At 61.8% G+C, this 22,296-nt stretch carries 24 protein-coding genes; 9 read left to right on the forward strand and 15 right to left on the reverse strand.

Features of this window, described 5'->3' with window-relative positions:
- Positions 1–3 precede the first annotated feature (3 nt).
- On the forward strand, positions 4–747 hold the full coding sequence (locus AC07N4_RS16860) for a penicillin-binding protein activator LpoB (RefSeq protein WP_096817370.1): 744 nt from the start codon (positions 4–6) through the stop codon (positions 745–747).
- Positions 748–807: 60 nt separating this feature from the next.
- Here the strand turns inward: AC07N4_RS16860 and AC07N4_RS16865 are convergent, their stop codons facing one another.
- From AC07N4_RS16865 to AC07N4_RS16875, 3 genes are all read right to left on the reverse strand, one after another.
- The gene (locus AC07N4_RS16865) at positions 808–1,440 is read right to left on the reverse strand and encodes a LysE family transporter (protein ID WP_085708946.1); all 633 of its coding nucleotides are present in this window, start codon (positions 1,438–1,440) and stop codon (positions 808–810) included.
- 114 nt (positions 1,441–1,554) lie between these two features.
- A complete protein-coding gene (locus AC07N4_RS16870; RefSeq protein ID WP_096817368.1) occupies positions 1,555–2,136 on the reverse strand; it encodes a mechanosensitive ion channel family protein in 582 nt (193 codons plus the stop codon).
- Positions 2,136–4,046: an ATP-binding cassette domain-containing protein gene (locus tag AC07N4_RS16875; RefSeq protein WP_096817366.1), complete on the reverse strand. Its 1,911-nt coding sequence runs from the start codon at positions 4,044–4,046 to the stop codon at positions 2,136–2,138. The genes AC07N4_RS16870 and AC07N4_RS16875 overlap by 1 nt, the downstream gene beginning before the upstream one ends.
- A gap of 50 nt (positions 4,047–4,096) precedes the next feature.
- Here AC07N4_RS16875 and AC07N4_RS16880 point away from each other — a divergent pair, with 50 nt between their 5' ends.
- Complete coding sequence (locus tag AC07N4_RS16880; protein ID WP_493065648.1) at positions 4,097–4,558, forward strand: TIGR02444 family protein; 462 nt, start codon at positions 4,097–4,099, stop codon at positions 4,556–4,558.
- On the opposite strand, the gene AC07N4_RS16885 is transcribed toward AC07N4_RS16880, so the two are convergent.
- Positions 4,555–5,733: an AlgP family protein gene (locus AC07N4_RS16885; RefSeq protein ID WP_493065647.1), complete on the reverse strand. Its 1,179-nt coding sequence runs from the start codon at positions 5,731–5,733 to the stop codon at positions 4,555–4,557. The genes AC07N4_RS16880 and AC07N4_RS16885 overlap by 4 nt on opposite strands.
- A gap of 192 nt (positions 5,734–5,925) precedes the next feature.
- On the opposite strand from AC07N4_RS16885, the gene AC07N4_RS16890 reads away from it, so the two are divergent.
- Complete coding sequence (locus AC07N4_RS16890; protein ID WP_493065646.1) at positions 5,926–6,591, forward strand: FKBP-type peptidyl-prolyl cis-trans isomerase; 666 nt, start codon at positions 5,926–5,928, stop codon at positions 6,589–6,591.
- 59 nt (positions 6,592–6,650) lie between these two features.
- Here AC07N4_RS16890 and rsd read toward each other — a convergent pair whose 3' ends face one another.
- The 7 genes from rsd to AC07N4_RS16925 form a co-directional block, all read right to left on the reverse strand.
- Positions 6,651–7,109 carry a sigma D regulator gene (gene rsd, locus AC07N4_RS16895; protein ID WP_085731442.1) on the reverse strand — a complete coding sequence of 153 codons (459 nt, stop codon included), beginning with the start codon at positions 7,107–7,109 and terminating at the stop codon, positions 6,651–6,653.
- Between the two features lie 185 nt (positions 7,110–7,294).
- Positions 7,295–7,846, reverse strand: a complete 552-nt coding sequence (locus AC07N4_RS16900) for a disulfide bond formation protein B (RefSeq protein WP_493065645.1) — start codon at positions 7,844–7,846, stop codon at positions 7,295–7,297.
- A gap of 217 nt (positions 7,847–8,063) precedes the next feature.
- Positions 8,064–9,302: a heme biosynthesis protein HemY gene (locus tag AC07N4_RS16905; protein ID WP_493065644.1), complete on the reverse strand. Its 1,239-nt coding sequence runs from the start codon at positions 9,300–9,302 to the stop codon at positions 8,064–8,066.
- Positions 9,299–10,441: a uroporphyrinogen-III C-methyltransferase gene (locus AC07N4_RS16910; RefSeq protein WP_096817355.1), complete on the reverse strand. Its 1,143-nt coding sequence runs from the start codon at positions 10,439–10,441 to the stop codon at positions 9,299–9,301. Before AC07N4_RS16910 ends, AC07N4_RS16905 begins: the two co-directional genes overlap by 4 nt.
- Positions 10,442–10,457: 16 nt before the next feature.
- Positions 10,458–11,225, reverse strand: a complete 768-nt coding sequence (locus AC07N4_RS16915) for a uroporphyrinogen-III synthase (RefSeq protein ID WP_493065643.1) — start codon at positions 11,223–11,225, stop codon at positions 10,458–10,460.
- Positions 11,222–12,163 (reverse strand): hydroxymethylbilane synthase, encoded by a 942-nt coding sequence (hemC, locus tag AC07N4_RS16920; protein ID WP_096817351.1) that lies wholly within the window; start codon positions 12,161–12,163, stop codon positions 11,222–11,224. Before hemC ends, AC07N4_RS16915 begins: the two co-directional genes overlap by 4 nt.
- Before the next feature lie 138 nt (positions 12,164–12,301).
- The gene (locus AC07N4_RS16925; RefSeq protein WP_096817349.1) at positions 12,302–13,048 is read right to left on the reverse strand and encodes a LytR/AlgR family response regulator transcription factor; all 747 of its coding nucleotides are present in this window, start codon (positions 13,046–13,048) and stop codon (positions 12,302–12,304) included.
- A gap of 471 nt (positions 13,049–13,519) precedes the next feature.
- Here AC07N4_RS16925 and argH point away from each other — a divergent pair, with 471 nt between their 5' ends.
- Positions 13,520–14,914 carry an argininosuccinate lyase gene (gene argH / locus AC07N4_RS16930; RefSeq protein WP_493065642.1) on the forward strand — a complete coding sequence of 465 codons (1,395 nt, stop codon included), beginning with the start codon at positions 13,520–13,522 and terminating at the stop codon, positions 14,912–14,914.
- A gap of 60 nt (positions 14,915–14,974) precedes the next feature.
- Here the strand turns inward: argH and AC07N4_RS16935 are convergent, their stop codons facing one another.
- Positions 14,975–15,634 (reverse strand): glutathione S-transferase family protein, encoded by a 660-nt coding sequence (locus tag AC07N4_RS16935; RefSeq protein WP_096817345.1) that lies wholly within the window; start codon positions 15,632–15,634, stop codon positions 14,975–14,977.
- Between the two features lie 123 nt (positions 15,635–15,757).
- Here AC07N4_RS16935 and AC07N4_RS16940 point away from each other — a divergent pair, with 123 nt between their 5' ends.
- The 3 genes from AC07N4_RS16940 (at position 15,758) to AC07N4_RS16950 (ending at position 19,517) form a co-directional block, all read left to right on the forward strand.
- Positions 15,758–16,042, forward strand: coding sequence for a hypothetical protein (locus tag AC07N4_RS16940; RefSeq protein WP_102620727.1), 285 nt, complete (start codon positions 15,758–15,760; stop codon positions 16,040–16,042).
- 191 nt (positions 16,043–16,233) lie between these two features.
- Positions 16,234–16,479 (forward strand): TIGR02647 family protein, encoded by a 246-nt coding sequence (locus AC07N4_RS16945; RefSeq protein WP_007951883.1) that lies wholly within the window; start codon positions 16,234–16,236, stop codon positions 16,477–16,479.
- Between the two features lie 194 nt (positions 16,480–16,673).
- A complete protein-coding gene (locus tag AC07N4_RS16950) occupies positions 16,674–19,517 on the forward strand; it encodes a class I adenylate cyclase (RefSeq protein ID WP_493065641.1) in 2,844 nt (947 codons plus the stop codon).
- A gap of 7 nt (positions 19,518–19,524) precedes the next feature.
- Here the strand turns inward: AC07N4_RS16950 and rnk are convergent, their stop codons facing one another.
- The 3 genes from rnk to cyaY form a co-directional block, all read right to left on the reverse strand.
- Positions 19,525–19,935, reverse strand: coding sequence for a nucleoside diphosphate kinase regulator (rnk, locus tag AC07N4_RS16955; protein ID WP_065258140.1), 411 nt, complete (start codon positions 19,933–19,935; stop codon positions 19,525–19,527).
- 128 nt (positions 19,936–20,063) lie between these two features.
- Complete coding sequence (locus AC07N4_RS16960; protein WP_096817341.1) at positions 20,064–20,288, reverse strand: DUF1289 domain-containing protein; 225 nt, start codon at positions 20,286–20,288, stop codon at positions 20,064–20,066.
- A gap of 4 nt (positions 20,289–20,292) precedes the next feature.
- Positions 20,293–20,625 carry an iron donor protein CyaY gene (gene cyaY, locus AC07N4_RS16965; RefSeq protein ID WP_007951887.1) on the reverse strand — a complete coding sequence of 111 codons (333 nt, stop codon included), beginning with the start codon at positions 20,623–20,625 and terminating at the stop codon, positions 20,293–20,295.
- Between the two features lie 239 nt (positions 20,626–20,864).
- On the opposite strand from cyaY, the gene lptM reads away from it, so the two are divergent.
- Together lptM and lysA are read left to right on the forward strand one after the other, a co-directional pair.
- A complete protein-coding gene (lptM, locus tag AC07N4_RS16970; RefSeq protein ID WP_085731736.1) occupies positions 20,865–21,038 on the forward strand; it encodes an LPS translocon maturation chaperone LptM in 174 nt (57 codons plus the stop codon).
- 9 nt (positions 21,039–21,047) lie between these two features.
- Complete coding sequence (lysA, locus tag AC07N4_RS16975) at positions 21,048–22,295, forward strand: diaminopimelate decarboxylase (RefSeq protein WP_096817340.1); 1,248 nt, start codon at positions 21,048–21,050, stop codon at positions 22,293–22,295.
- Position 22,296: the final 1 nt, after the last annotated feature.

The raw sequence follows: 22,296 nt of genomic DNA on the forward strand, positions 1-22,296 counted from the left end.
TTGATGCGCGCATGGATTGGCATGATGGCCCTGGCTTGCGCGTTCAGCGCGCAAGCGGCCCCGAAAGTCGCGGTAACGGATCTGGCGTACCAGGAACGTGTGGAGCAATACATCCACATCGTTTCGTCGAAGAACAATTACCGCGAGGGCTACTACAGCTCCAGCGGTTCTTCGAGCTACGACGAGTTCGAAGCCAACACCAGTTACATCGAGCAGGCCGAGCTGCGTAAATTCACCGGCGACATCAAAGGTGAAATCCTGCGCACCGGCATGTTCCAGTTGATCCAGGGCACGCCGTACACTGCCTCGTCCAAGGGTGACATCTATGATGTGATCAAGCGGATCAAGGCCGGCAACTTCAAGGGTGCCGACTACGTGCTGTTCGGCACGGTGTCTGACATCGACTTCACCCAGGACATGAACGAGCTGGCGAACACCGACAGCTATTCAGCCGTACTGGGCCTGACGCTGGTGGCGGATTTCAGCCTGATCAACACCAAGACCTACGAAATCACCTCGGCCTTCACGGCGATGGGTGAAGCGCAGGACACCAAACTGGTGAACCACCGCGACATCAAGATCTCACTCAACCGCCCACGGGTGGTGCGTGATGTCTCGAAAGCGCTGGGCGAAGACGTCGCCGGACAGCTGAGCATGCAACTCGGCGGCAACGGTTACGAGCAACCGCGCGAACCGCAGCAGCGCAACAATCTGCCGCGTGATACGGCGCCGGTGATTCTTCACTGACCGACTGCCGAAAACGAAAAAGGCGACCTGAAAAGGTCGCCTTTTTTATACCTGCCCGCTTTACGCGGCGGCTTTGCGCAACGTCGCCATGAACGCCGCTGCACCGATGAACAGCCCGGCAAACGTGCGGTTCATGCGCTTCTGCTGGGTCGGTGTGCGCAGCAGACGCAGCACCTTCGACGCCAGCCCGGTGTAGCCGGCCATGACGATCAGGTCGACACAGATCATGGTCACACCGATCACCACGTACTGGATCAGCAACGGCGCGTGAGGATTGATGAACTGTGGCAGCACCGCCAGCATGAACACCAGAGCCTTGGGGTTGCTGATGTTCACCAGGAACCCACGGAACACCAGCGCCATCGGCCGACCGATCGGGCGTACCGCCGCGTCATCGCTCATGTCCATCGGCAGTGCGCGCCATTGCTTGATCGCCAGATAAACCAGGTACGCAACACCGAACCATTTGATCGCATGGAACGCAGTGGCCGAAGCGGTGAGGATCGCGCCGACACCGGCGCCGACGATGGCAATCTGCAGGGCCAGACCCAGTTGCAGGCCCAGGGCGTTCCAGTAACCGCGCCAGAAACCGTATTGCAGACCGCTGGACATCGACGCAATCGCGCCGGCACCAGGAGAAAGGCTGATCACCCAGCAGGCGGCAAAAAACGCCAGCCATGTTTGAAGCTCCATCGCACACCTCGACTCGGACTCGTGACAAACGTCCAAGCTAATGCGATTCAGGCTGGATGACTACCGATTTTTTTCAGGATGTTGCGGCTGCCGACCAACGTGGCCGGCGCCCGATCACTTTTCGAAACCACTGGACGGGAACACATCCGACCCGCGCCAGCGTCGCACGGAGCGTTGGAAGAACAGGCTGTTGGGCACCTGCACCATGGCGCTGCCGGTGCCGAGTTCTTCGGCTTCGATCAGCGTGGTGTAGAGCAGATTGATCGCCACCACCCGGCCTTTGACGCCGGGCTTGTCGGTGGTGTCCACCAGCTCCACCACATCGCCCAGACGAAACGGGCCGACGGTGAAGATCAGAATCGCGCAGAGCAGGTTCGACAGCACACTCCACATGGCGAAGAACGCCACCGCCGCGACGGCGACGAAGCCGGACAACGCCGTCCACAGCACCGTGGCGGAGACTCCGAGGCGTTCCAGCACGAAGATCAGCGCGCTGCCCATGATCAGCCAGCGCAGCCCCCCGCGCAGCGGCATCAGCAGCTGCGGCGGGAACGGATACTTCTCGCCCAGGCGTGTCAGGAATCGGGCGACGACGCGCTGGGCGAAGTAACCGGCCAGCAGGATCAGCAGAATCTGCACGCCCAGCCAGATCGGCTCGATCCATACCGCTGGCAGCGGCAGCTTGAACGCGTCCATCAGGACAGCGCCTCCAGCTCCGACTGCATGCTTTCCAGGGTTTCCAGCGCTTGCATCCACGCCTCTTCAAGTTCGCCTTCGCGCACTTTCAGTTTGGCCTGCTCGGCCAGCAGGTCGCGCAATTCGTTCTTGCGCGCCGGCTCGTAGATGTCACTGTCGCCAAGGCTCGCATCGACCTTCGCCAGCTTCTCGTGCAGCTTGCCGAGTTCGGCTTCGAGTTTGTCGGCCTCGCGCTTGTGCGGCGCCAGTTGCTGACGCAACGCGGCGGCGGCCTGACGCTGGGCCTTCTTGTCGGTCTTGTCCGGGTTGACCGGCGTGTTGCTGACCGGCGCGTTGCGCTGGCGGTATTCCACCAGCCAACGGGCGTAGTCTTCTAGGTCGCCATCGAACTCCTCGACCTTGCCGTCCGCGACCAGGTAGAAGTTGTCGGTGGTGCTCTTGAGCAGATGCCGATCGTGGGAAACCACCAGTACCGCGCCGCTGAATTCCTGCAACGCCATGGTCAGCGCCAGGCGCATTTCCAGATCGAGGTGGTTGGTCGGTTCGTCGAGCAGCAACAGGTTCGGCCGTTCCCAGGCAATCAACGCCAGGGCCAGACGCGCTTTCTCACCACCGGAGAAATTCAGTACCGGCTCGTCGAGTCGCGCACCACGGAAGTCGAAACCACCGAGGAAGTCGCGCAGGGTCTGCTCACGCTCGGTTGGCGCCAGGCGCTGCAAGTGCAGCAACGGGCTGGCCTTGGCGTCCAGCGAGTCGAGCTGATGCTGGGCGAAGTAGCCGACGACGGTGTTTTCGCCACGGGTCAGGCGCCCGGCCAGAGGTTCGAGTTCGCCGGCGAGGTTCTTGATCAGGGTCGACTTGCCCGCGCCGTTGGGGCCGAGCAAGCCGATCCGCGCGCCGGGGGTCAGTTGCAGCTTGACCTTCTCCAGCACGGTTCTGTCGCCGTAGCCCAGGTTGGCATCGGACAGGTCGATCAGCGTGCTGGAAATCTTGGTCGATTCACGGAACACGAAGTCGAACGGCGAATCGACGTGGGCCGCCGACAGCTCTTCCATCCGCTCCAGCGCCTTGATCCGGCTCTGGGCCTGACGGGCCTTGGTGGCCTGGGCCTTGAAGCGGGCGATGTAGCTTTCCATGTGCGCACGTTGCGCCTGCTGCTTCTCGTAGGCCTGTTGCTGCTGGGCCAGACGTTCGGCACGGGCGCGTTCAAACGCGGTGTAGCCGCCACGGTAGAGGGTCAGCTTGCGCTGATCGACGTGGGCCACATGATCGACGACTTCATCGAGGAAATCCCGGTCGTGGGAGATCAGCAATAACGTGCCGGGGTAACTTTTCAGCCACTCTTCGAGCCAGATGATGGCATCGAGGTCCAAGTGGTTGGTCGGTTCGTCGAGCAGCAGCAGGTCCGATGGGCACATCAAAGCCTGCGCAAGGTTCAGACGCATCCGCCAGCCACCGGAGAAATCTCCTACCTGACGATCCATCTGCTCATTGGTGAAACCGAGACCGGCCAGCAACTTGCGCGCACGCGCATCGGCGGTATAGCCGTCGGCGCTGTCGAGTTCGATGTGCAGGCGGGCCAGGGCGGTGCCGTCGTGAGCCTCTTCGGCTGCCGCGAGCTCACGCTGCACTTTGCGCAGACGCAGGTCGCCGTCGAGCACATAGTCGACCGCCAGGCGCTCAAGGGTGTCGACCTCCTGGCGCATGTGGGCGATACGCCAGTCGGCCGGCAGCAGGCAATCGCCCGAGTCCGGGTGCAACTCACCGCGCAGCAAGGCGAACAGGCTGGATTTGCCGGCGCCGTTGGCACCGATGAGACCGGCTTTGTGGCCGGCGTGCAGGGTCAGCTCGGCGTCTTCTAGCAGACGTTGCGGGCCACGCTGTAAAGTCAGGTTCTGAAGTCGGATCATAATGGCGGCGGAGTCTACCAGCTTCGCTCACAACTGGCGCGAGTAGCACGATGTCCTCTGACCTGTGGAGCTTTGCCCTTGCCGTCTACGCCCGTCCCGGCGTGGAAGGTGCCTGCCTGCGCCTGCAATCGGCGGGGGCCAATGTGTGCCTGATGTTGTGCGGCTTGTGGCTGGAACAGCGCGATGCGACCTGCGACGAGGTGCGCGCGAAACAGCTTCGAGAGCTGACCATCCCTTGGGACAAAGAGGTGATTCAACCGCTGCGAGCGATGCGCATGCAGTGGAAAACGCTGACTGACACGGATCCGGTGCTCAAGGGTATGCGCGAGCAGATCAAGGGGCTGGAACTGGAGGCGGAGCGCGCTTTGCTGTCGCGACTTGAAGGCGCGGCGCAGGGCTGGAGGCGCAACTCGAAGGAATCGAGTGACTGGCTGGAGGTTCTGGCCGGCAGTGCGGCCAACCTGAACCGCGACGCGCTGCAAGTGCTGCGCGTCGCGGCGACCGGTGCTTAGGAAGCGCTGGTCGGGTTGCTGGCGACGCTCGACACCGGTGCCGACGATGGCGCGGTGGTGGTCGAGGTAGTGGCGGCGGATGCAGGTGCTGCGGTCGATGCCGGGGTTGCCGGCGCGGCTGGCTTGGCAGCAGGTGCAGTAGCCGGTTTCGCTGCAGCTGGCTTGGCAGCGGCAGGTTTTTTCACGGCAGGTTTTGCGGCGGGTTTCGCTGCTGGTTTGGCGGCAGCCGCTGCTGGTTTAGCGGTAGCTGCTGGCTTGGCCGCAGTAGTTGCAGGCTTGGCGGCGGTGGCCGGTTTTGCAGCAGGTTTAGCCACGGCTTTTACCGCAGGCTTGGCGGCTGGTTTCGCTGCAGGTTTAGCGGCAACCGGTTTGGCCGCGGTTTTGGTTGCTGGCTTGGCAGCAGCCGTTCTGGCCGCAGGTTTTGCTGCCGGTTTAGCAGCGGTTTTGGCGGCTGGTTTTGCAGCCGGTTTGGCAACTGCGGTTTTCGCCGGAGCAGCTTTTGCAGCAGCGGTTCTCGCGGCAGGCTTGGCAGCTGGTTTGGCAGCGGCTGGTTTTGCAGCAGCCGGCTTGGCGGCAGCTGGTTTGGCCGCGACGGTTTTAGCCGCAGGTTTTGCAGCGCTGGCGGCTGCGGGTTTCTTCGCTGCAGGTTTTGCGGCGGCTTTCACTGGCGCTTTTGCCGGGGCTTTTGCAGGGGCTTTGGCGGGCGCCTTGGCCGGGGCTTTTGCAGCAGGTTTGGCGGCCGCTTTTTTCGCAGGCGCCGCTGCCGGCTTGGCTGAACGCAGGGACAACGCCTTGCCGACGGCTTCTTGAACACGACCGACACCCTGGGCCAGTTTCAGGCTTTCCTGGGCATCGCGCTTGAGTTGCAGAATGTAGCTGCGGGTGTCGGACTGACGATCCTTCAGCGCATCCAGCAGGTCTTCGAGTTCCTTCACGGCACCCTTGGCCTTGGTCTGCGCCTTGGCTTTACCGGCTGCGGCTGCGTCCTGCAATTTGGTGCGGGATTTGTGCAGTTTTTCTTGCGCCTTGCCGCGTTGCTTTTCCAGTTTGGCGAGCAGTTTTTCAGCATCAGCCAAGGCTTGGGAGCAAGCGTTTTCCAAATGTTCGAGCAGGCTGCCCGAGAGCTGTTGGAGTAAGTGCAACGGAGTATTTACAGGCTTCTTGGTGGCCGACATGGTTTACCTCCTGGCTGACGTGAGTGCGGCTCATACTAGACCTCTGCTGCTACCGCCGCTAGGGCATGTTGACAGTATCGAATGCACTCGGTTGCAGGCTTGCGAAAAACTTCTGCACATTGCTCAAAGCAGTTCACCGGTGCAGACGTTCGCGCTGGCATAATCCACCGCAATTCAGGACGGAGAGTGCCCATGTCGCGCTACTTTTTTTTATCCCTCTGCATGATCTTTTCGGCGGTTCAGGCCGACGAAAAAAACACCGCGAACGATGCTCATGATCTGGCCTACAGTCTCGGCGCGAGCCTCGGTGAACGGCTGCGTCAAGAAGTGCCGCAGCTACAGATCCAGGCATTGATCGAAGGTCTGCAACAGGCCTATCAAGGCAAGCCGCTGGCCCTGAGCGAGGCACGTATCGAGCAGATCCTGGCCGATCACGAATCGCAGACGGCCGAGCATGCCGCCATGCCGTCGACTGAAGCTGCGATGGAAAACGAGCGACGTTTTCTCACCGCCGAAAAAGCCAAACCGGGAGTGAAAGAGTTGGCCGACGGCATCCTGCTGACAGAGCTGGCGCCGGGGAATGGCACCAAGGCCGGCCCGGATGGAAAAGTACAGGTGCTGTATATCGGTCGACTGCCGGACGGTACCGTGTTCGATCAGAACACTCAGCCTCAGTGGTTCAATCTCGACAGCGTGATCGCCGGATGGCGCACCGCGCTGCAAAACATGCCGGTGGGTGCGAAGTGGCGATTGGTGATTCCATCGGATCAGGCTTACGGCGCCGACGGTGCCGGCGACTTGATCGCGCCGTTCACACCGCTGGTGTTCGAAGTCGAATTGCGCGGCGCGACCAGTTGATCGCCCAATAAAAAACGGTGCGCTGTTGGCGCACCGTTTTTGTGTCTTGCAGGGTCGGTTCAAGCCTGAACCGAATCCTCTTCCTTGTGGGCGGTATGCAGCACTTCGATCAGGCAGTCTTCCAGTTCGAAGCGCTCGTGGAGCAGCCCACCCAGCTCCTTGAATTTTTCGGCAACGCATTTGCCTTCATCGCAAAGGTCATTGAAGGCCAGCAGTTTTTCCGTGATGACATCGATGCGCGGATAAATCGTCTCGGCCAGTTCCAGGCCGCGCTTGTCGTTGAAGGCCTTGGCCTCGCCCGTCAGCTGTTCGTAGATTTCGAAATGCCCGGCCGACACGTAATCGACCAGCACGCCGCAGAATTCCTGCAAGGGCTTTCGATCCACGGAGAGCGACTGAGGCTCTGCGCCCAGCTTGTCGTAAGCAGCGATCAGCTCCTCACGCTCCTGGAGCCAGCGGTCGATCAGCAGATGAACTCCACCCCAACGTTCCTGAGCATTCTGACAACTTTCGAGCATGGCGATCTCTCTTCCCTTGTGGGTCATGCTGCCCTACTCCCGCGCCCCTTCTTGTGGGTATTGCTTTGAGAGGCGGCCAGGCAGAGCGTCATCGAGCAACACAAATCCAATGACACGTGCGGGCCAGATTATGCCCGCACGCCTATGGCTTCAAGGTACGCAGGAGAGAAAGTTCATACAAGTGTTTAATCCCCGAGCAGCGCCCGGTGCGACGCTTCGCCGCTGAGCGGTCGTTGCAGAGCGCTCCAGGCCAGCCGCAGCAACTGGTAAACCCCCAGGATCGACAGCGCGACGAAGAACAGCAGGCTCCACTCCGGAATGCTCAGGTCAAACAATGTCCAGGACAATTGCGCGCAATCCTCGCTGTCATTGAACATCCGCGCCAGGGCGCAGAGCCAGGGCAGAGAACTGAAAAGCTCTTCCGGGTTGGGTGCGCATTGCGCCAGGTGATGCATCGAATCACTCTGCAGCAGCACCTGCCGCCAGGCCGCCATCGTTCCACCCAGAGCGGCTGACAACGCGCCAGACCAGTAGAGCGACAGACCGAAACGACTTGGCCCATGCACAGCCGCCACGCCACAGCAGGCGGTAAGAATACTCAGGAAAAGCCGTTGCACCAGGCACAGGCTGCAAGGCACCAGGCCGACCGCGTACTCGAGGTAATAGGAAGCTCCCAGCGCCAGTGTTCCCGCCGTGAAAGCCATAAAAAACAGGGAGCGTGAGCAGGTCAACGACATGGGTTATCCGTAACAATAAAGACAGGCAGTTACGGTAGAGGAAAGGGACGCGGCCTTTCAAGGCGGGCCGCTGACGACACTTCACCAGAAGTGTAGGGAAATCCCGACAGGCTTGAGAGGAAAGAATGTAGGCCTCTGTAGGACTTTGCCTCAGAAGCGAATTAGCGGTAACTATTCAGTCGAGAACATGAGCGAGGGAGCGCACTCCCTCGTCCATTCAGGCGTGAGCCTGTACCGGTAAAGGCGCGGCCAGCAGACGCTCATCCAACAACCCCAGACCTTCCTGGAACAGCTGGTTGCTGCGTTCGGTATCGCCGAGTCGGGCCAGCAATCGAGCCAGTTCCGCACAGGCTTCCGGGTTGCGCTGCGTACGCAGGCTGCTTTCCAGGTAGTCCCTCGCCTTGCCCCACAGACTGGCTTGCAGGCACAGTCGACCAAGCGTCAGCAGCAGGCTCGGGTCGGCGGGATGATCCTTGAGCCAGCCCTCGGCCGCTTGCAATTGACGCGTCGGATCACTGCCGCGCACCAGGCCATAGAGGCGCGCCAGGTGACTGTCGTACTTGCGCTTGAGGGCGTTGCGCAGCACCTCTTCCGCTTCGACCTGAGCACCGAGCTGGCGCAGTTGCTCAGCGTAAGCCAGGACCAGCGGAGGCTCCTGACGCTGCGACGAGGTCAGTTGCTGCCAGGCACGATTGAGCGACTGCAGACCCACCGCGCCATCTTCCTCGCGATGCGCCGCCAGCGACAGGTTCTCACCCCAGGCACGACGCTCCAGCTCGGCCAGTTCGGCGGGCGGCAGGACTTTGTCCTTGCGCAGCTCGGGCAGCATGCGGATCACCGCCGACCAGTCACCGCGCTGCTGATGCAGACGCTGCAACTGACGCAGGGTCTGGACGTTGTGCGGATGATGCTCGCGCATGGCCTGCAAGGTCACCAGCGCACCTTCGGTATCGCCACGGTCGGTTTGCAGTTGCGCATGACTCAAGGCAATCGCCAGTTCGGCCTGAGGCTGACGTTCGAGCGCACGCTCCAGCAGACGATCACTTTCCTCGTAATTGCCTTGCTCGTTGGCAGCACGGGCGGCGCCAAGGTAATACAGCAACGGTTGACGCTCGGCCTCAGCGGCCCGGTAAAGATGGCGCTGGGCACTGGCCCAGCGACCTTCGGCCAGATCCAGTTGACCGTGCTCGATCGCCACTTGTACGCGTCGACTGCGGTTGCGGCGCGACCACGGATTGACTACGCCACCCGAAGTCAGCACCAGCTCGACCAGCGCCTTGATGCCCCAGATGAGCAGCCATAACACCGCCACCAGCGCCAGCGTTGCCCACAGACTCGACTCATAGCGGAAGCTTTTGTAGGCAACCAGCACGTAACCGGAATGCTCGGCGATCGCCAGACCGAGCGCCGCCGTCGCAGCAATCACCAGAAACACGATGACATACAGACGCTTCATGGCGTGGCCTCCTGCGCGGTGCTGGCAGCAGGTTTGGCGAAGGGTTTCACCGAGTCTTCAGCGTTGACGTTACGTCGCTCAAGATAGGCCTGCACAGCGCTGAGGGTGCCCGCCAGATCCGGGGTGACGACCGTGACCGGTTGCTTGCTCAGCTCCGCCACTTGCTCGAGCATGATTTTGCTCTGCGGGTTGTCCGGGTTGAAATTGCCCTTGAGCACATCCCGCGCTTCAGCCAATGCCTGGGTGTACACCGGCGCCTGACCGTTGAGGGCTGCCCATTGCGCCTGCTCGAGCGAAAGGCTCAAGGCCAGACGCACCTGGCTCAGGCTCTGACCGGCGAGCAGCGGCCGGACTTTTTTGTCCGCGTTGAAATCGATACGGATGTATCGCGAGATCTGATCCCACCACTGCGACCAGCGACTGGCACCGTCGCCATCGGCAGTCAGACCCAGCAGGGAATCACCGCGATCCTTGTACTCAGGTGCCAGCTCGGTGAGCTCGATGACCTGATCGCGCAACGCACCCAGTCTCAGAAACAGACCGGTACGATCAGGCTGCGCGGTGCTGCGCAGCGCCACCAGGGTTTTCGCCACTTGCTCGCGCGCGGCAAACGAACCCGGGTCGTTCTGCTCGCGCAGGATTTCATCGGCGCCCTGCACCAGCGCCTGAGCGCTGCTGATGTCCTGCAAGGCAGAAAGACGCAGACTGGCCAGACGCAACAAGTGCTCGGCCTCGGCCAGGCGCCAGTCCTTGCGGCTGGCACCGAGAACCGTTTCCAGACGTTGATTGAGGCGCTGCTGATCACCTTGAAGCTGCGTCACCAGACGCTGGCGGTCGGCGAGTTCGTCAGCGCCCGGCAACTGCCCGAGGCGCTCGGTCAGACGCTGGTCGTTGAGCTTCAGGGTCTGGGCCTGGTCACTCAACGCCTGTACCTGACTCAATTGCTCCTGAGTGTTGGCTTGCAGGTGTCGCACCTGCCAGACACCCCAGCCACCCACTGCGATACCGGCAGCGCCGAGCAGCAGCGCGACAATGGCCAATCCGTTGCCTCGGCGCGGTTCAGCGGCCGGTGGCGGTACTTCAACCGGTGCATCGATCACAGGTTGAACGTCATCTTTAGGCAAGGCTGTTTCGCTCACGTATCCATCCTTTGCATTAGAGAACGGGCACGGGATGCTCCCGTAACGCCGTCAGCAAGGCCGCGGCACTGGCGCCGCGACAATCCACAACTGTTCGGGCCCCGGCGGCACGTGCCTGCTCGGCGACCCTTGGGCTTGGAACAAACAACGGCATCTGCGCAAGCACTGGCCAAGTGTCGCCGGCCAATTGGCGCAGGTGCTCAAAACCCTGTCCACTGCTGACCACCAGCCCGTTCAGGCGTTCCGCCTCAATCCGTCGGGGCAGTTCCCGCGGCGGATAGTCCGGCAGGTCACGGCGGTACAGTTCCAGATACTCGACACTAGCACCAAGCGCGCGCAGGCGCTCGGCCAGCAGCTCGCGACCGCCCTCTCCGCGCAGGATCAACACCGGCGCGCCGGGCTGTGCGACGGCGTCGAGCAGACGCGGCAATTGCAGCAAGGCTTCGCTGTCATCACCCTCGTCCGGGCAGTGCGCATCCAGGCCCCGATCCCGAAGAATCTGCGCCGTCGCCGCGCCAACGCTGAACCAGGGCATGGCCGGCAGCGACGCCCCATCGGCATCCATCAATTGCACAGCGATACGCGCCGCCGGTTTGCTGACCACGATCACCGCGCTGTAGCGCGACAACCGGGCAAACGTCTGGCGAATTGTGTCAGAGACCGGCAGCGGCGCGATTTCCAAAAGCGGCAGGCAGCTGCTGAAAATCCCCTGTCCGGCCAGCACCTCGGCCAGCGCCTCGCAATCGTCAGCGGGACGCGTCAGCAGCAGGCGCCAGGCAGTCACTCGTGACCTGCCTCGCCGTAGACAGCCTTGAGAATGTCGGCGGCACCCTGGCGGAGCAAATCTTCAGCGACTTGCACGCCCAGCGTTTCAGCGGCAGCGCGTGGCGCACGGGCTTCGGCGCTCAGCAGCTTGCCGCCGCTCGGCTCGCCGACCAGACCACGCAGCCACAACTGCTCGCCTTCAAGCACGGCGTAGCAGGCGATCGGCACCTGGCAGCCGCCATTCAAGTGTTTGTTGAGGGCACGTTCGGCGCTCACACGGTCAGCCGTATCGGCGTGATGCAAAGGCGCGAGCAAGGCATGGATTTCGGTATCGGCACTGCGGCATTCGATACCGACGGCGCCCTGGCCACCGGCCGGCAGGCTGTCATCGACGCTGATCGCCGAGGTGATGCGATCTTCGAAACCGAGACGAATCAGGCCGGCCGCCGCGAGAATGATCGCGTCGTACTCGCCGGCATCGAGTTTGGCCAGGCGGGTATTGACGTTACCGCGCAGGAAACGGATTTCCAGGTCGGGACGGCGGGTCAGCAACTGCGCCTGGCGACGCAGGCTGGAGGTGCCCACGATGCTGCCGGCAGGCAATGCATCGAGGCTGGAATAGTTATTGGAGACAAAGGCGTCACGCGGGTCTTCGCGCTCGCAGATGCAGAACAGTCCGAGGCCTTCGGGGAAGTCCATCGGCACGTCTTTCATCGAATGGACGGCGATGTCGGCTTCGTTTTCCAGCAGCGCGGTTTCCAGTTCCTTGACGAACAGACCCTTGCCGCCGATTTTCGACAGGGGGGAATCGAGCAGCTTGTCGCCGCGACTGACCATGGGCACCAGCGTCACCAGCAGTCCCGGGTGGGCTGCTTCCAGACGGGCTTTGACGTATTCGGCCTGCCAGAGGGCCAGTGCACTTTTGCGGGTGGCGATGCGGATTTCGCGAGAGGACATGGATCAATCCGTACTGAATAGATACGGCGGATAATAACAGCTCAGCCAAATCCACTTTGACTTGAATCAGAAACGGCGTGGCCTCCCTGGCCGGCAATGCCTGGTGAAAAGAGTTGAGAGCCGCCCGACGCCTGCGGACTAAAGCCCTTGCATCATTTTGCGCACGCCCGCCACATGCCGGCGACTGACGATCAGCGCGTCACCGTTCAGCCCCTTGAGGAACAACTGGAAGTGGCCCAACGGCGTACGTTGTAGTCGCTCGATGCGGTCGCGGGCGACCAGCGCATTGCGGTGGATGCGCACGAAGCGCTCGCCGAATTCGTCTTCCAGGGCCTTGAGGGGTTCGTCCAGCAGGACTTCACCGGTTTCATGGCGCAAGGTCACGTATTTGTGGTCGGCAATGAAGTACACCACCTGATCCAGCGGGATCAGCTCGATGCCTTTGCGGGTTCTCGCGCTGATGTGGCTGCGCGGGCCGGTGCCGCTTTCGGCGGCGGGACGAGTCAGGGCCGAAAGCTGAGCCCGATTCGGACGTTCAGCCCTTTTCAGGGCTTCCTGCAGATGTTCGGTTCGCACGGGTTTCACCACATGGCCCACGGCACTGGCCTGCAGGGCCTCCAAGGCAAATTCATCGATACCGGAGCAAAACACCACGGCGGGCGGGGTTTCGCGTTCGCACAGGCGGGCAGCCACTTGCAGGCCATCGAGGCCTGGCATGCGGATATCGAGCAGCACGATATCCGGCTTGTGGCTGTCGATCAGTGCCAACGCCTCTTCGCCATTGGTGGCGCTGGGCTCCAGGACTGTGTAGCCCTCGAGCTCGCTCACCATTCGGGCGAGGCGCTCGCGGGCCAGTGGTTCGTCATCAACGATCAGGACATTCATATTGCGCTGGATTCCTGCGTGAGTCTCGCACAAGGATAGCGTAGACAAGTGGAGTGACGTCCGTCACCGCGATCCACGCTAAGACTAGCGCGAGCGGCAAAAAGTGCCGTACGTCGGCCGGCAATATTTGCCGACACCCGGGACGCACCACTCAAAGCTCGCTGCTGTCTGCGTTTTACGCAGGGTATGCCGATGGTCAATACACCCACCCCTCTCTTCTTATAGTCGGCGGCCAGACCTTTGCGCGATCCACAGTTGCGCCGACCCTTAGTCCTACTGTAGACGCTCGCCGGGCCGATATTGCTCAATCGGAAAATATCCTTGAGCAAATCCCCCGGAACCGGCGGCGACTATGAACCTCGACATGAGAAAAAAACGTATCGACCAGTGTCAGCGACAGGATTGGCAACCCTGTTATTATCCGCGCCAGCGTTTCACGCCTTCTTTCTTCAAGCCGATACGAGCGAATTCATGAGCACTGACAAGACCAATCAGTCCTGGGGCGGCCGCTTCAGTGAACCCGTCGACGCCTTCGTCGCCCGCTTCACCGCCTCCGTCACTTTCGACCAGCGCCTGTATCGCCACGACATCATGGGCTCGATCGCCCACGCCACCATGCTGGCCAAGGTCGGCGTGCTGACGGATGCCGAGCGCGACAGCATCATCGATGGCCTGAAGACCATCCAGGGTGAAATCGAGGCCGGCCAGTTCGACTGGCGCGTGGACCTCGAAGACGTGCACATGAACATCGAGGCACGCCTGACCGACCGCATCGGCATCACCGGCAAGAAGCTGCACACCGGCCGCAGCCGCAACGACCAGGTCGCCACCGACATCCGCCTGTGGCTGCGCGACGAAATCGACCTGATCCTGGCCGAGATCACCCGCCTGCAAAAAGGCCTGCTGGAGCAAGCCGAGCGCGAAGCCGGCAGCATCATGCCGGGCTTCACTCACCTGCAGACCGCCCAGCCTGTGACCTTCGGGCACCACATGCTGGCCTGGTTTGAAATGCTCAGCCGCGACTACGAGCGCCTGGTCGACTGCCGCAAGCGCACCAACCGCATGCCGCTGGGCAGTGCCGCGCTGGCCGGCACCACCTACCCGATCGACCGCGAATACACCGCGCAACTGCTGGGCTTCGACGCTGTCGGCGGCAACTCGCTGGACAACGTGTCCGACCGTGACTTCGCCATCGAATTCTGCTCGGCCGCGAGCATCGCGATGATGCACTTGTCGCGCTTCTCCGAAGAGCTGGTGCTGTGGACCAGCGCGCAGTTCCAGTTCATCGATCTGCCGGACCGTTTCTGCACCGGCAGCTCGATCATGCCGCAAAAGAAAAACCCCGACGTGCCAGAGCTGGTACGTGGCAAGACCGGCCGTGTGTTCGGCGCCCTGATGGGCCTGCTGACCCTGATGAAAGGCCAGCCGCTGGCCTACAACAAGGACAACCAGGAAGACAAGGAGCCGCTGTTCGACGCCGCCGACACCCTGCGCGACTCGCTGCGTGCCTTTGCCGACATGATCCCGGCGATCAAACCGAAGCACGCGATCATGCGTGAAGCAGCGCTGCGCGGCTTCTCCACCGCCACCGACCTCGCCGACTATCTGGTTCGCCGTGGCCTGCCGTTCCGTGACTGCCACGAGATCGTCGGCCATGCCGTGAAATACGGCGTCGACACCGGCAAGGATCTGGCGGAAATGAGCCTGGAAGAACTGCGTCAGTTCAGCGACCAGATCGAGCAGGACGTGTTTGCCGTGCTGACCCTGGAAGGCTCGGTGAATGCCCGTGACCACATCGGCGGCACTGCGCCGGCGCAGGTCAAGGCTGCCGTAGCTCGCGGTCAGGCGCTGATCGCCAGCCGCTAAAAGCATCGCGGGCAAGTCGAACTATCGACTTGCCCGCGAACTTGTTTCAGAACAAAATTTCTACTTTTTGGCCGCGATCATCGCCAAAAACGTTGGCATCGCCGCTTCCTTGTCCGCTGCGATCTTCTGCACATGCGGATTCTGTTCAAGTCGCTCCAGCAGCGCCTTGGCCTTCGGCATGTCCGCCAGCAGATCCAGACCGAACAGCTTGTGCCCCACCGCAGCCGCCAGCGGCACGCTGTAGAGGAAGTACAGGTCAGCGATGCTCAGGCTGTCGCCCGCCACATACGGGGCAAACTTGCCGTGCCGGCCCAGCGCCGCAAACCCCAGCAGCAATTCAGCCTTGGTTTTCTCCTTGATCGCCTCCGGCAGCGCCGCGCCGAAAAACGCTTCGCCGTAACAGGCACGGGCCGGCAACTCGATGTACAGCTCGATTTCCTTGGCCACCGCCAGCACTTGAGCGCGCGCAAACGGATCGCTCGGCAGCAGCGAGACACCCTTCTGGGTGCTTTCGAGGTATTCGAGCATCACCATCGTTTCGTTGATGTAGCCACCTTCGGCGCCCAGCACCGGCACCTTGCCGCGCGGGCTGATGGCCAGAGACTCAGGCGTAGGCGTCGGGTAGAACGTGACTTCCTCGAACGGCAGGCCTTTTTCCAGCAGCGCCAGTTTGACCATGTTGTAGTAGTTGCTGACTGAGAATCCGTAGAGCTTGAACATCACATAGCCTCCAGGCCGTGCGGGGTGGGCAGTGCCTGTTTATAGATCGCTCCGGGGAATCCTGCCAGCAGCATCACGCCGCTGAATGCGGGTAAACTGGCGCCTTTCCTTGAGGAGCCTGCCATGAGCGAGCCGACAGACATCGATAACGACGAAGAAGAGTTCACCGAGAGCACTTTGATCGAAGCCATCGAAAACCAGATCGAAAGCGACAACCCGCCAGCGGCCAAGGCGACGTTCAACAAGCTGACGCTGGTCGGTTATGAGCGCGAAGACATCCTGAATCTGATGGCCCACGTGCTGGCTTACGAGATCGACGCCATGCTCGATGACGACCGCGCGTTCAATACCGAATGGTACGAAGCGGCCCTTCGTGCACTGCCCGAGTTGCCACCGGAAAAGGCTTAACCGGGCAACCCGATGTGGGAGCAGCTCTGCTCCCACACAATTTGTCACCCATCTCTGCGGCCTTCTCCCGGCCCCTGACTACACTGGAATCCACCCCCGAGACAAAAACCCCGACGCACACTGGACAGGTCGCGCCGGCAGGTTCACCTTAGGGGCGCTGTCGTCCAATTCCTAGAAAGTCTGGAGTCCTTATGTCGCTTACCCCTGAGTTGGTTGCCGAACTGGAAGTCCTCGCACTCTTCAACCTGGACAGTTCCCAGGAAGGCCTGAAAATTCATCAGACCGCTGCCCCGAAGCACATTGCTGCTGCCCAACGCCTCTTTGAAAAAGAACTGACAGACCAGCCTGATGGCGGTTACCTGACCAGCCTCGGTCGCGATGCCGCACAAAACGTGCAAACCGTACTGACGATTCTGAAAGAGCAACAAACCGCCTGATCCTCCCGACTTTGCCCACGGAAACCTCTGCCACGGGATTTCCGCGGGCCAGCCCGGCTGCAAGCCATCGCCGCGCGGTGGAAATCTGACGTCAAAAAACAAATTCAGCTTAATGCTCGCGCTGCACAGGCGCTAAACTCCCCCGCATTCCGTGACCTTCTGCCTCCGAGCCCTGCGAGCCGGTTTGAGTCGACATGACCCGCACCCATGAAATCCGCCCCGACCTGGACGAGGGAATCGACCGCAAGGTACTCAGCCAGCTGCGCGCACGCTTTCTGAAACTCAACGAAGGTCGCCTGAGCCGGGCGCTGGAAGGCCTGTCGACGCGCCAGCAAAGCGTGCTGACCTTGCTGCCGCTGTTTTTCCACGTCAATCATCCGCTGTTGCCCGGCTATGTTTCGGGTAGCACACCGGCCGGGTTGTCGAATTACGAGCCGGACACCGACGCCCTCACCGAAGCCCAGCGCCTGACGCGTTCGTTTTCCTATAAGCCGCGCCACGGCAGCAATCCGCCACGGCCGATTCATGGCCTGTTCCTGATGGGCAGCCTCGGCACCCTCGCCCAGGCCGACCAGAGCGACATGGACGTGTGGGTGTGCCACGCCCCCGACCTGAGCGACAGCGAACTCGCCGAGCTGCGTAAAAAGTGCCAGTTGCTCGAAGTCTGGGCCGCGAGCCAGGGCGCGGAGGCGCATTTCTTCCTGATCGACCCGACACGCTTCGTCAAAGGCGAGCGCGATACCCAGCTCAGTTCCGAGGATTGCGGCACCACCCAGCATTATCTGCTGCTGGACGAGTTCTACCGCACCGCGATCTGGCTGGCCGGGCGTACGCCGATCTGGTGGCTGGTGCCGGTCTACGAAGAACGGGCCTACGATCAGTACACCCACACGCTGCTGTCCAAACGCTTTATCCGCAACGATGAAACCCTCGACCTGGGGCCGCTGGCGCACATTCCCCCGGGCGAATTCGTGGGCGCCGGGCTGTGGCAGCTGTTCAAGGGCATCGAATCGCCTTACAAGTCGGTGCTCAAGCTGCTGCTGATCGAGGTCTACGCCAGCGAGCACCCGCAGGTGCAGTGCCTGAGCCTGCGCTTCAAGCAGGCGGTATTCGCCAACCGGCTGGACCTCGACGAGCTGGATCCGTACATGGTGGTTTACCGCCGGATCGAGGAATACCTCACCGCACGCAACGAACCGGAACGACTTGAACTGGTGCGTCGGGCGCTGTACCTCAAGGTCAACCGCAAGCTCACCGGTAACAGCCGCACCCAAAGCTGGCAGCGTTCGTTGCTGGAAAGGCTGGCCAGCGAATGGCACTGGGACCAGCGGCAACTGGCGCTGCTCGACAGCCGCAGCCAGTGGAAAGTCCGGCAGGTCAGCGCCGAGCGCCGCGCCTTGGTCAACGAGCTGAACTACAGCTACCGCTTTCTCACCCAGTTCGCCCGCACCGAGCAGACTGTCAGCCTGATCAACAAACGTGATCTCAACGTTCTCGGCCGACGCCTGTACGCCGCGTTCGAACGCAAGGCCGACAAGGTCGAGTTCATCAACCCCGGCATCGCCCCGGATCTGGCCGAAGACACCCTGACCCTGGTGCAGTCGCCGAACAAAAAGGAACCGGGCCAAACCCAGTGGGGCCTGTACAACGGCAGCCTGACGGCGCTGGAGTGGGAACACTTCGCACCGATCAAGCGCAGCCGCGAGTTGCTGGAACTGCTGACCTGGTGCCATCGCAACGGCGTGATCGATAGCAGCACACGACTGGCCCTGCATCCCGGCACCAGCGACCTGAGCGAGTTCGAGCTGTTCAACCTGCTCGGCAGCCTGCAACAGAGCATCGCCCTGCCCTTGCCCACCGTTGCCGAAGAACCGCTGCTGCACGCCAGCGTGCCGAGCGAAGTACTGATACTGGTGAATGTCGGGGTCGACCCGCTCAAGCATCACCGCGACCTGAACATCCTGATGACCACCGAGCGCACGGACTCCCTGAGCTATGCCGGCGTGCGTGAAAACCTGGTGCTGACCCTCGATCAGGTCACGCTCAACAGCTGGAACGAAGTGCTGGTCAATCGCTTCGACGGCCCGCATGCGCTGCTCGACTGCCTGCGCGACTACCTCAACAACCTGCCGCGCGGGCCGCAGCAGCCATCGCTGCGGGTGCGCTGCTTCTGCCACAACCGTGCGCAATTCATTGCCCGCCGGGTGGAAGAGATCGTCGACACCGCTCAGAACCTGCTGCTCAGCGACTTGAATCACCGCTACCTGATTCAGGTGCAACAGCACTATCACGTACTGGAACTGGTGCCGGGCCAGGTCAGCCATGTCGCTCTCGCTACCCTGCCGGCGCTGCTCGATTACCTGGGCGAGGAGCAACCGCGCTACAGCCCGCTGCACCTGGACCCGATGGCGCTGGAAGACCACGACCTCGCGCTGATCCTGCCGATGGGCCAGCCCGAATGCATTCAGGTGTTCTACCGGATCACCGAACAAACGGCCGAGCTGTACGTGCTCGACGAATTCAATGCGCTGTGGCAACAACACTTGCCCTATCACGACGAGCAAAGCCTGTTGGTGCCGTTGCAACGGTTCCTGCAATCGATCCAGTTCCGTCGCGAAGCACTGCTGCCGATGGACTCGAACCACGCCGCCAGCCTTGAAATCTTGTATTACCAGTTATTGCCTTCAGGACCGGGACGCGCGCGACGCGTCGAAATGCGCCCGGCACCGCAGACCCCGGTCAACAAGCCGTTCTACGACGTGCAGGCGATCATCGGCAAAGCCGCACCGGGCGAAGTGCAGGTCACGTTGTATTGCAATCAGCGGGAATTCAGCGAGCTGGAACATGGCGACCAGCTGTTCAGCGTGGTCGCCCGGGAGATTGTCGGGCAGCGCCGGGAAACCGAGCGCTACCGCTGCTACATCACCGACCTCGATCTCTCGGGTGTGATCGGTGACGGGCAGAGTTCGAGCAATCTGTATCTGCGTTACAAGGCTGACCTGGAGCGCTCTCTGAACGAGGCGCTCGAGCAGGTCTGAGGCAGGGTTACTCCGGGAAGTCGCCGCCGTTGGCCGGCTGCGATTCGACTTCCAGCAGGGTCAGCTTCAGGGTCTTGCCGCCAGGTGCCGGCCAGTCGATGTGCTGGCCGACTTTCAGGCCCAGCAGCGCACTGCCGACCGGGGCCAGGATCGAGATTTTGCCTTCATCGGCGTTGGCGTGCTTCGGATAAACCAGAGTCAAGTGATAGTCCTTGCCACTGCCCTCTTCGCGACAATGCACACGGGAATTCATCGTCACGACATCGGCGGGCACTTCATCGTGGCCGACCAGCGTATCGGCGCGGTCCAGTTCGGTTTGCAGCGCGATCACGCCCGGCAGCGTGTCATCCAGGCTGTCGATCAGGCGCTCCAGACGTTGCACGTCCAGACGGGTAAGGGTGATGGAAGGTGCGGTCATGATCCGGGCAGACTCCTTTCTTCTGCACACAAAAAAAGCAAAACCCCGCCAAAAAAGACGGGGTTTTCACCAGGCCTCGATGGGTTGAGGCGTTTCCGGACACTATCACAGCTCAAAAAATATACAAGCTACGCTCCGGCGAGCTGTCGGCGTTGCATCGCCTGCGCGCAGATTACCCGGCGGCGCTCGTCATCGGCCGAGCGCCACTCGCGGATGTCTTCGACATGGCGCATGCAGCCGAGACAGACCTTCTGCTCATCCAGCCGACACACGCCGGTGCACGGCGAAGGCACGGCCGGGCTGACGTTGCTGTAGAGCGGCTTCGGCGGACGGGCGGGCGCGGTGTCAGTCACGAAATCACAGGCCTTCGAAATCGAATTCGGTACCGGCCTGCTGCTTGACGATGCGCTCGAGCATCTCGCCCAACTGCTCTTCGCTCTTGTCGCACATCCAGCGTTCGCTTTCTTCGTCGTAATCGAAGTGGAAACCACCGGAGACAGCGGCCAGCCACAGCTGACGCAGCGGTTCCTGACGACTGAAGATCAGCTGGGTGCCGTTCTCGAACTTGACGGTCAGCACACCGGCCGAGTTCTCCATGTCGATGTCCAGGTCGCTGTCGTCGAAGATGTCTTCCAGTTTTTCTTGGGTTTCATCGACCAGATCGTGGAAACGGGCTTCGGACAAACTCATTGCGGCAACCTCAAAAAATGTCTGATCAGGCTCAAGCGCCGCAAGATACGGTCGCTGCCAGCCGATTGCAAAGGATAACGACCAAGCGCCCTGCCCGGCGACGAAATATGCACCCGTCACGCGGGAAAAGTTTCTTCGCCGCAGCCCGAGCCCCGCCGGACGGGAGTTCCGTCGCATAGGCAAGCTGCCGGGTGGCCGGTATACTCCGGCGCAATTAACGCATATTCAAGGATTTCGCCATGAAGCGCCTGATCTCTTCCCTTGCTGCGCTCGTCGCGGTTGCCTGTCTCGTTTCGGCCTGCGGTCAGAAAGGCCCGCTGTACCTGCCCGATGAAGATCAGGACCCGGCCGCACAAGCCCAGTCTTCGCAAAAGCAGCCTGCCTCCAAGGCACACAAGCACGACGTTTACTAAGGGATCGCCATGGACGCTTTTAACTACCGTGGCGGGGAGCTGTTCGCGGAAGGTGTGGCGCTGTCCGCCATCGCCGATCGCTTCGGCACACCGACCTACGTCTACTCCCGCGCCCACATCGAGGCCCAGTACCTGGCCTACGCCGATGCACTGGCCGGCATGCCGCACCTAGTGTGCTACGCGGTCAAGGCCAACTCCAACCTCGGCGTACTGAATGTCCTGGCCCGCATCGGCGCCGGTTTCGACATCGTTTCCCGTGGCGAGCTGGAACGCGTCCTGGCCGCCGGCGGCAGCCCTGACAAGATCGTGTTCTCCGGCGTCGGCAAGACCCGTGACGACATGCGTCGCGCGCTGGAAGTCGGCGTGCATTGCTTCAACGTCGAATCCACCGACGAGTTGGAGCGCCTGCAAGTGGTCGCCGCCGAGCTGGGCGTTGTCGCGCCGATCTCGCTGCGCGTGAACCCGGACGTCGATGCCGGCACCCACCCGTACATTTCCACCGGTCTCAAAGAGAACAAGTTCGGCATCGCCATCGCCGACGCCGAAGACGTGTACGTGCGTGCCGCGCACCTGCCGAACCTGGAAGTGGTTGGCGTCGATTGCCACATCGGCTCGCAACTGACCACCCTGCCGCCGTTCCTCGATGCCCTCGATCGCCTGCTGGATCTGGTGGATCGTCTGGGCGATTGCGGCATCCACCTGCGCCACATCGATCTCGGTGGTGGCCTGGGTGTGCGTTATCGCGATGAAGAGCCGCCGCTGGCCGCCGACTACATCAAGGCTGTGCGCGAGCGTCTCGACGGTCGTGATCTGGCGCTGGTGTTCGAGCCGGGCCGTTTCATCGTCGCCAACGCCGGCGTGCTGCTGACTCAGGTCGAGTACCTCAAGCACACCGAGCACAAAGACTTCGCCATCGTCGATGCCGCCATGAACGACCTGATCCGCCCGGCCCTGTACCAGGCGTGGATGGACGTGACTGCGGTCAAGCCGCGCGACACCGCCGCACGCCAGTACGACGTGGTCGGCCCGATCTGCGAAACCGGCGACTTCCTCGCCAAGGATCGCGAACTGGCGCTGGAAGAAGGCGACCTGCTGGCCGTGCATTCGGCCGGTGCCTACGGTTTTGTGATGAGCTCCAACTACAACACTCGCGGCCGTGCCGCCGAAGTGCTGGTAGATGGCGATCAAGTGTTTGAAGTGCGTCGCCGCGAGACCGTGGCCGAGCTGTTTGCCGGCGAAAGCCTGCTGCCGGAGTAAC

The sequence above is a fragment of the Pseudomonas sp. GW821-FHT09E04 genome (assembly GCF_059416185.1).